This is a genomic window from Aeromicrobium sp. (assembly GCF_050700635.1).
In the GTDB taxonomy this organism is placed as follows: Bacteria; Actinomycetota; Actinomycetes; order Propionibacteriales; family Nocardioidaceae; genus Aeromicrobium.
On the sequence record NZ_JBOHDT010000133.1, the window covers coordinates 1 to 8602 of the forward strand.

At 70.5% G+C, this 8602-nt stretch carries 8 protein-coding genes and 1 pseudogene; 8 read left to right on the forward strand and 1 reads right to left on the reverse strand.

Annotated features, from left to right (window positions below):
* From ACRDPN_RS10445 to ACRDPN_RS10460, 4 genes and pseudogenes are all read left to right on the forward strand, one after another.
* Positions 1-239, forward strand: a pseudogene (locus ACRDPN_RS10445) (hypothetical protein); the annotation flags it as partial.
* A complete protein-coding gene (locus ACRDPN_RS10450) occupies positions 236-1384 on the forward strand; it encodes an acyl-CoA dehydrogenase family protein (protein WP_431447389.1) in 1149 nt (382 codons plus the stop codon). The pseudogene ACRDPN_RS10445 and the gene ACRDPN_RS10450, both read left to right, overlap by 4 nt.
* Positions 1381-2286: an acyl-CoA dehydrogenase family protein gene (locus tag ACRDPN_RS10455; protein ID WP_431447390.1), complete on the forward strand. Its 906-nt coding sequence runs from the start codon at positions 1381-1383 to the stop codon at positions 2284-2286. Before ACRDPN_RS10450 ends, ACRDPN_RS10455 begins: the two co-directional genes overlap by 4 nt.
* Positions 2283-3365, forward strand: coding sequence for an acyl-CoA dehydrogenase family protein (locus tag ACRDPN_RS10460; RefSeq protein ID WP_431447391.1), 1083 nt, complete (start codon positions 2283-2285; stop codon positions 3363-3365). The genes ACRDPN_RS10455 and ACRDPN_RS10460 overlap by 4 nt, the downstream gene beginning before the upstream one ends.
* Before the next feature lie 217 nt (positions 3366-3582).
* Here ACRDPN_RS10460 and ACRDPN_RS10465 read toward each other — a convergent pair whose 3' ends face one another.
* Positions 3583-4365, reverse strand: coding sequence for a class I SAM-dependent methyltransferase (locus ACRDPN_RS10465; RefSeq protein WP_431447392.1), 783 nt, complete (start codon positions 4363-4365; stop codon positions 3583-3585).
* A 122-nt stretch (positions 4366-4487) separates the two neighbouring features.
* On the opposite strand from ACRDPN_RS10465, the gene ACRDPN_RS10470 reads away from it, so the two are divergent.
* From ACRDPN_RS10470 to ACRDPN_RS10485, 4 genes are all read left to right on the forward strand, one after another.
* Positions 4488-5219 (forward strand): CDP-alcohol phosphatidyltransferase family protein, encoded by a 732-nt coding sequence (locus ACRDPN_RS10470; protein WP_431447393.1) that lies wholly within the window; start codon positions 4488-4490, stop codon positions 5217-5219.
* The gene (locus ACRDPN_RS10475; protein ID WP_431447394.1) at positions 5216-6031 is read left to right on the forward strand and encodes a class I SAM-dependent methyltransferase; all 816 of its coding nucleotides are present in this window, start codon (positions 5216-5218) and stop codon (positions 6029-6031) included. Before ACRDPN_RS10470 ends, ACRDPN_RS10475 begins: the two co-directional genes overlap by 4 nt.
* A 125-nt stretch (positions 6032-6156) precedes the next feature.
* On the forward strand, positions 6157-7284 hold the full coding sequence (locus tag ACRDPN_RS10480) for a tyrosine-type recombinase/integrase (RefSeq protein ID WP_431447395.1): 1128 nt from the start codon (positions 6157-6159) through the stop codon (positions 7282-7284).
* Positions 7281-8602: tyrosine-type recombinase/integrase (locus tag ACRDPN_RS10485; protein WP_431447396.1), on the forward strand; the 1322-nt coding region annotated here is incomplete at its 3' end. The genes ACRDPN_RS10480 and ACRDPN_RS10485, both read left to right, overlap by 4 nt.

The window sequence follows — 8602 nt, forward strand, 5'->3', positions numbered from 1 at the left end:
TGCTGGCGCTGGCCGGCCGGATAGCGGAGATGCCCCGCTTCGGCCTCGCCCTGACGAAGAAGGCCGTGAACCAGGCCGAGGATCTGCAGGGCATGCGGGCCGGCATGGACTCCGTCTTCGGCCTGCACCACTTCGCGCACGCCCACAACGCCGAGACGTCCGAGGACTCGCTCGGCGGGCTCGACGCCAAGTCGATGGCCGAGAAGGCTCGACAACATGGGGATGGGGAACAAGGGTGAACCTCGACTTCACTCCCGACGAGCTCGCCTTCCGGGACGAGGCGCGTGCCTGGCTGGCCGCGAACGTCCCGGCGGAGGCGTTGCCGTCGATGGACACCGCCGAGGGATTCGCCGCCCACCAGGAGTGGGAGCGACGCCTCGCCGATGAGCGGTGGTCCGTGGTCTCGTGGCCCGAGGAATTCGGCGGCCGCGGCGCCTCTCTCATCGAGTGGGTGATCTTCGAGGAGGAGTACAACCGCGCGGGTGCTCCCGGTCGCGTCTCGCAGAACGGCATCTTCCTGCTCGCGCCGATCATCTTCGACCACGGCACAGCTGACCAGCAGCAACGGTGGCTGCCGTCGATGGCGACCGGGGAGAGGATCTGGGCTCAGGCCTGGTCCGAGCCCGAGGCCGGCTCCGACCTCGCGTCACTGCGTGCGACCGCCAAGGCCGTCGATGGCGGCTGGGTGCTGAACGGGCAGAAGACCTGGTCGTCGCGCGCGGCCTACGCGCATCAGGGGTTCGGGCTGTTCCGATCCGATCCCGAGCAGGAGCGGCACCGCGGGTTGACGTACTTCTGCTTCCCCCTGGACGCCGACGGCCTGACGGTGCGGCCGATCGCACAGCTCGACGGCGAGGCCGGCTTCGCCGAGCTGTTCTTCGACGACGTCTTCGTGCCGGATGCCGACGTGCTCGGAGAGCCCGGCGACGGCTGGCGGGTAGCGATGAGCACCGCGGGCAACGAGCGCGGGTTGTCGCTGCGCTCGCCCGGCCGCTTCTGTGCCGCCGCCGACCGTCTCCTCGACCTGTACGCCGACGCACCGGTCCCGGCGCTCTCGACGTCCGTGGTCGACGCGTGGGTCCGGGCCGAGGCCTACCGCCTCTACACCTGGGGCACCGTCACCCAGCTCGCCGCCAGTGCTGACTCGGGAGGGGGCGACATCGGCGCGGCCGGCTCGGTGAACAAGGTCTGGTGGAGCGAGCTCGACGTCGCCCTCCACGAGACCGCGCTCGATCTGCTTGGCCCTGAGGCTGAGGTCGCGTCGCCATGGACGGATGGCTACCTGTTCGCCCTGTCCGGACCGATCTACGCGGGCACCAACGAGATCCAGCGGAACATCGTCGCCGAGCGCATCCTCGGCCTCCCTCGGGAGGTGCGGGGATGAGGTTCGTGCTGACCGACGAGCAGACCGGCTTCGCCCGCTCCCTCCACGACCTGCTCTCCAAGACCGACACTCCGGCTGTGAACCGGGCTTGGGCCAACGGCGACCACGAGCCCGGCCTGAAGCTGTGGTCCCGCCTGGCCGACCTCGGGGTGACCGTCCTCGCCACCGAGGCCACGCCGGTCGAGGTGTGCGTCGCCTTCGAGGCCCTCGGCCGTCACGCCGTCCCCGGCCCCTGGGTCGAGTCGGCGGCGTACCTGCCGATCGCGCTTCCCGACGAAGATTTCTCCGAGCGTCGGGCCACCGTGGCAGCACCGCCGGACGTGCCGTATGCGCTCGACGCCGACGTCACCGACGGGGTCTACGTCGTCGGCACCGGGCTGCTCACAGCAACGGCTGCCGACCGGGTGGCGTCGGTCGATGGGTCACGTCACCTGTTCGAGGTCGATGCTGGCGACCCGGTAGATCACGGCGACCTCGACGCAGCCTTCGAGCTCGCGGCGCTGGCGACCTCCGCCCAGCTGCTCGGCCTCGGCGAGCGGGTTCTGGCCGACACGGTCGCCTACGCCAAGCAGCGCAAGCAGTTCGGCCGAGAGATCGGCTCGTACCAGGCGATCAAGCACCAGCTGGCCGACGTGCGGATCGCGCTCGACTTCGCGCGGCCGCTGGTCTTCGGCGCGGCAGTCGACCCGACGCCGCGTTCCGTCTCGGCGGCGAAGATCCAGAGCGCAGAAGCGGCCGACCTCGCTGCCCGCGTCGGCCTGCAAGTCCACGGCGCGATCGGCTACACCGACGAGTACGACCTCAGCCTCTGGCTGCTCCGCATCCGCGCGCTGCAGTCGGCGTGGGGCACGACGGCGTTCCACCGGGACCGCCTCCTCACCGACCTCCTGGACGCCCGATGACCGACCTCGTCCCCACCCGGGAGCACACCGAGCTCGCGAGCGCCGTGCGCGCCCTGCTCGACCGACGCTCCGACAGCCAGGCGGTCCGGCGCGCGATCGAGCAGCCGGCCGGGTTCGACACCGACCTATGGGCGACGCTCTGCGGCCAGATCGGCGTCGCCGCCCTGGCCATCCCGGAGGAGCGCGGCGGAGCCGGCTTCACCCTCGCCGAGACCCACGTCGTGCTCGAGGAGCTCGGCCGCGCACTCACGCCGTCCCCGCTGCTGGCATCCTTCATCACCAGCGCGGCGCTAGTTCGGTCCTTGAGCCTGTCGAAAGGACAACCGACCGACTTGCTCCCCCGCATCGCCGAGGGTGCCGTCGCCACGGTCGCCTGGTCCGGCATCACCGGCACTCCCGACGCACGAGTGGGGGTCACCTGGAAGGACGGCGTTCTCCGAGGGTCGGCTTCCCCGGTGCTCTACGGCGACGTCGCCGAGATCCTGCTCGTCGCTGCCGCGCACGACGGGGTCGGGCTGTTCAGCGTCGACCCGACGGCATCGGGCCTGAGCCGCACGCGCGTGTCCGGCATGGACCCGACCCTCGGCTTCGCCGAGCTCGACTTCGACGGCGTGCACGCGGAACCGATCGCCCTGGACGCCACATCGTTGCTGACGACGACGCACCGGGTCGGCACCCTCGCGACCGCAGCCCTCCAGGTCGGCTGCGCCCAGCGCGGCCTGGACATGACGGTCGAGTACGCCAAGCAGCGCGAGCAGTTCGGCCGACCCCTCGGCTCCTTCCAGGCGCTCAAGCACCGGATGGCCGACATGCTGGTCCGGGTCCAGATGTCCCGCGCGGGCGCCTGGGCCGCCATCCAGGCCCACGTCAACGGCGCACCCGACGCCGACCGGCTGGCCGCCGCCGCGGCGTCGTACAGCGCCGAATCCGCCATGGCCGTCGCGGCCGAGACAATCCAGCTGCACGGCGGCATCGCGATCACCTGGGAGCACGACGCCCACCTGGTCTTCAAGCGCGCGCAAGCACTGCACCAGCTCTTCGGGCTACCCCACCAACAGCGCGCGACGCTCATCTCCTGAGACTGCGAGATTTGAAGGCCGCGAATTTCATTCCGGCTCCCAGAACGACGCGCCGACAGTGCCACGGACTCACCGAGTGGGCCGGCCTGTTCGCAGACAGCGGCAGGTCAGGACGTTCGCGCGTGCGCAATGTGGACCTGCAGCCGGCGTAGGATTCAACACTGCCTGGCGGAGTGGAGCGCGTTCGGCCTCGGCTCGGGACTCACCGGGACCAGCCTCATCTCGGCCGCGCCAACAGGTCCTGGTGGTGCACAGTGACGGACAGGCGGCCGGCGGCTCCCTCGGCCAAGCGTCGTCGAGCGTACAAGGGCGCCACGGCGCTCAGGTCGGGTCGTTGCTCGCATGCCGCGGCCAGCCAACCGGTGAACCACTCCGCCGCCAACTCGCTTTGCTGAGGGCCGAGCCGCCATGGGCTTGGTCGAACCACGACGTCGAGGCCCAGCCGGGTGAACTCGTCCAGCGCCGCGCCGACCGCATCAGGGCCGAGTCGCCTTCCTGCGCCGGTGGCGCGTCGTTGGTGGGCATTGAACGCGTTGGCGACGCACTGGTCCGACGGATCGGCCGGCGAGAGGTCGACGCGACCGGTGACGGTGAGGGTGATGAGCACAGGGCAGCCCACCCGGGCCCAGGTGGCGACCAGTCGTCGGAGCTCCTCCGCGGTCATCATGTCGAGAAGTGCAGATGCAGTGATGAGCGATGCGCCGGCCAGCTCTCGCGGGTCCAGCCGGGTGATGTCGCGCCGGCGAGTCTCGACGGTCACCGGGGCACCGTCGGAGGCCTCGTCCGGTGAGCTCGCGGCGACGAGGCCGAGCAACTCGGCATCCCGGTCGTACAAGACCCACCGCTGGGGTCCGGCAAGCTGTGCGGCGAGCCAGCGAGCCATCGACCCGGTGCCACAACCGAGGTCGTGGATCTCCGTCTCGCCGTCGGTGGACAGGTAGGGCCGGATCATGTCGACGAGCTCCGTCGCCCGCGCTCTCGCGTCGGCTGGCTCCCGCATCGTGAGCCACTCGGAGCTGGCGCGGACCGGTTCGCCATCTCCCACAGGCCGTTCACCGCCTCCAGTGAACCGAACCCTAGCAACGCTCGTAGAGGAACTGTAAGAGAGATGTGGGAGGCGCGGTGGTCACGGTTCGATACGGCCTGGCCGTCGGCTCGGCCGTACTCGTCGCGCTGCTGGCCGCACTCGAGACGACAGTCGGCCTCAGTGCCGAGGGCTGGGGCGTCGGACTCACGTGCGGTTTTGTCATGAATTCGGCGGTAGCACGCGGTGGCGCCAGGGCCCTGGGACCGGCCGACCTGGTGACACTCACCCGTGCCGCGATTGCCTGCGGCGTGGCGGCGCTGGTCGCGGACTCGTTCGTCCAGCGGGCGGCCGTACCGACCCTCGTCGCAATAACGGTCGTCGCCCTCGTGCTGGACGCAGTCGACGGCAGGGTCGCGAGGCGCACGGGCACGGAGTCGGTGTTCGGCGCGCGGTTCGACGGCGAGGTCGACGCGTTTTTGATCCTGATCCTCAGCGTGTACGTCGCGAGTGAGTTCGCCGCGTGGGTGCTGGCGATCGGCGCGGCACGCTACGCGTTCGCCGTGGCCGGCTTGGGGTTGCCCTGGCTGCGCGGGCAGCTGCCGCCTCGCAACTGGCGCAAGGTGGTGGCCGCGACCCAAGGCATCGTCCTGACCTTGGCGGCAGCCTCGGTCGCGCCCCGCGGGTTGGCGTACGCCGCACTGGCTCTCGCGCTTGCGCTGCTGACCGAGTCGTTCGGCCGGGACGTGCTGTGGTTGTGGCGCCACCGGTTCAAAGGGCGAGCCCAGCTCACCGGTCCATCGGTTCCCCTTCGCCTGCAACGGCCATGAAGCAGGACGAGCGCGTTTCCTTCGACCAGGCGTTGGGGCGAGCCCGCCTGTCGGCGTACCCCCCGGGTGAGTTCGTCGACCAGGAGAGCTTCATGCGGGGCCCGGAGATCCTCTCTTTGGCCGCCCGGGCCGGGATCGCGCCGGGAGTCTCGGTGCTGGACCTGTGCTGCGGAGTGGCCGGGCCCGGACGGTTCATCACCTCCGAGCTCGGATGCAGCTACCTCGGCGTGGACTCGAGCGCCAGTGCGATTGACATCGCGCGCGAGCGCGCTGCCGACCTCCCGTGTCGCTTCGAGGTCGCTCGGATCCCGCCGGTTCCTCCCGGCCCGTTCGACGTGGTGCTGCTGCTGGAGACCATGCTCGCCTTCGCAGACAAGGAGACGCTCTTGCGCGAGATTTCCTCGGCGCTGTCGGTAGGCGGGCGGTTCGCGTTCACCGTGGAGGAAGGCCAACCGCTGACGGAGGTGGAGCGGGAGAGCATGCCCGACGCCGACACGGTGTGGCTGTGGCCCCTGCCGCACCTGCTCTCCCGCTTGGAGGGTGTCGGGCTGCAGGTTCGCTGGGTGGAGGAGTGCAGCCGACCCCACCGGGTGATGGTCGACTCGCTGTTCGATGCGTTCGCCGCCGAGCAGTCAGCGATCGCCGGCCACCTCGGACGCCGTGCCGTGGATGAGTTGCTGGCCGCCCACCGGCTCTGGAGCGACTGGCTGCGGGACGGGCGGGTGCGAAAGTTCGCGTTCGTCGCCGAGAAGACGCGAAAATCCGCGCCGGACCACGAGCCCCTCGGGTGGCGCACCCGTTCTGGCAGGTGAGACCTCCGCCATCGATTGCACGGCGGCAGTCGCGGAAGTCTCTGTTATCTCGACACGCCGGTGCAGCGAACTTCCCCAAGACGAGGGTGTGGCCTGATGCGCTGAACTCGACGAGGGAGGCCGATGTGAGGGTGGTCAAGCAGCGCGAGGGCGGCATCGTACGTCGCGTGATGCTGGTCGACGACGCCGGTGACGAGGTGGCACCGGTCAATCGGTTCCTCTCCCACCTGTTCGACGCGGGGTACAGCCCGAACACAGTGTGCGCCTACGGCTACGACCTGCGGCACCTGGCCCTGTTCCTGACCGAGTGGTCGCTGGGCTGGAACGACTTCCGTCCGGCGACCGCACTGGAGTTCCTCGGCTACCTACGCCGGGTGCCGTCGCGACGGCCGGCGCAGCGCCTCGGCCTGACGGTGGCGACCGAACAGGGCCGGCTGCTGTCGCCGGCGACAGTCCAGCGTGTGCTTGCCGCGACGTCGAGCTTCTTCGACTGGGCGATCGCGGCCGAGCAGTACACGACCGGCGAGAACCCGATGCAACGGCGGATCGACCACACACTGGGCCGGGTGCCGGAGCGCCACCAGCCCTTCGTGGGCGCTGCGAGCCGTCAGCAGCCGATCCGCCGCACGGTGCGGGTCCGGCTGCCGCTGCGGTTGCCGCGGCCGATGAGCGGCGAGGACATCGACGCACTGCTGGCCAGCCTGACGACGATGCGCGACCTGGCGATCGTCTTGCTGATGCTCGACGGCGGGCTGCGTCGGGGCGAGGCGTTGTGTCTGCAGCTTGACGACATCTCCTACGGGCGCCGGCGAGTCACCGTCCGCAAGCGCGATGACCACCCTCGTGGCGCCCGGGCGAAGGCACGCCGCGAACGGGTCGTGGACCTGCATGAGCCGCGCACGCTGGACGCGGTCAACCGCTACGTGCTCCACGAACGCCCGCTGGACGCGGAGAGCCCGTTCGTGTTCCTGGTCGGCGGCACCGGAACGCGTCGGTGTGAGCCGCTGAGCTACCAGGCCGTGGTGCGTGGGTTCGCCCGCCGCCTGGACCGGCTGGGGATCCGCAGCCCGGACAAGACCCCGCACGCGCTGCGGCACACGCACGCGACCGCGATGTGGGAGGGCGGGATGCGGGAGCTGGCCTTGCAGAAGCGGCTCGGACACGCCTCGCCGGAGTCGGTCCGCATCTACACCCGAGTCTCCGACGAGCAGGTGCTCGCCGACTACGACCACGCGCTTCGGGACCGGTCGTGACCACGTCCGGTCCCGCGCGGCACCTGACCGCCGCACCGGAACCGATGGTGGTGCCGCGGATGCACGCCGACCGGGCCACCTACCAGGAGTGGGTGGAGCAGCACTGCACCAGCTACGCGTCGCGCTGGGATCGGATGAAGAACAACGACCGGTTCGTCGAACAGTGGCCGGTGCTGCACGACTGGTTCGATGCGCCGCTGCGGCAGCGGCTGCTGGACAAGGAGAACTGCGTGCGCGGGCAGCATCCGCACGGCGGCGCGGGCGTGATCATGCTCTACCTGACCTACCTGTCGCTGGTGCATGGTGTCGGTTTGGACTACCCGGTGCTGCTCGCCCGGACGTTCACCAGCCCGTTCAAGCTCCAGGCCCGCCACGGCGGCCTCGGCGTGGACGCCGGCCGGTTCGACCGGCACGTGGCCCGGCTCACCGAGCTCGGCTACGCCACGGCACGCACGCAACTGGTCTGGCCACTGGGCCGGATGCTGCTGCACCGCGGCGACCCGGACCTGACCGCGCTGGGCGTGCACGACCTCGACGAGCTCCGCACCGCGATCGACGCCTTCACCGCCCGGCTGCGCCTGGACCCGGTGGGAGAGTTCTACTCCCGGGCGCCGGACGAACGACCTCCAGCCGAGGTCGCCGACGGGTACCTGCGCTCGGCGATCGCCCGCCTGCACACGGTGCACGTGTTGCTCTTCGACCTCGGCCAAGTCGACCGGCCACAGACCGTGCGCCACGCCCGGGACGCGCTGCGCCGCCTGGTGACCTGGATGACCCAGTCGCATCCGGAGATGGCCAGCCTGGCCGACCTGCACCGCGAGCACGCCGAGGAGTTCTTGCGCTGGCTCGGCACGCAGACCAACCAACAGACCGGCGCCCCGCTGAGCATCAGCTACCGGCGAACCGTGGTCACGCTGATCACCCGGTTCGTGACCGAGACCGCCGCCTGGGGCTGGGACGACGTCCCGGCACGGGTGCTGTTCACCCGCGGCGACATCCCGAAGATCCCCAAACCGCTGCCCCGGTTCATCCCCGACCACGAACTCGCCAAGCTGATGACCACCGTCGAGCAGCTGCCCAACCCCTATCAGCGGGCGGCGCTGATCGTGGCCCGCTGGAGCGGCGCCCGGCGCGACGAGATCCGCCGCCTCGCCGTCGACTGCCTCGACACCTACCCCGACGGGCACCCGCGGCTGCGGATCCCGGTCGGCAAGGGATACGCCGAACGCAGCATCCCGCTGCACCCACAGGCCGCCGACGCGCTGCAACCGCTCATCGATCTGGCCCGCCAGCAGGGCGGCCGGCGACGCTACGACCC

Bases quoted from the DNA above. Each gene is read 5' to 3' on its own strand.
- ACRDPN_RS10455 (WP_431447390.1), top strand. From the start codon at position 1,381: ATGAGGTTCGTGCTGACCGACGAGCAGACCGGCTTCGCCCGCTCCCTC.
- ACRDPN_RS10460 (WP_431447391.1), top strand. From the start codon at position 2,283: ATGACCGACCTCGTCCCCACCCGGGAGCACACCGAGCTCGCGAGCGCC.
- ACRDPN_RS10465 (WP_431447392.1), bottom strand. From the start codon at position 4,365: ATGCGGGAGCCAGCCGACGCGAGAGCGCGGGCGACGGAGCTCGTCGAC.
- ACRDPN_RS10475 (WP_431447394.1), top strand. From the start codon at position 5,216: ATGAAGCAGGACGAGCGCGTTTCCTTCGACCAGGCGTTGGGGCGAGCC.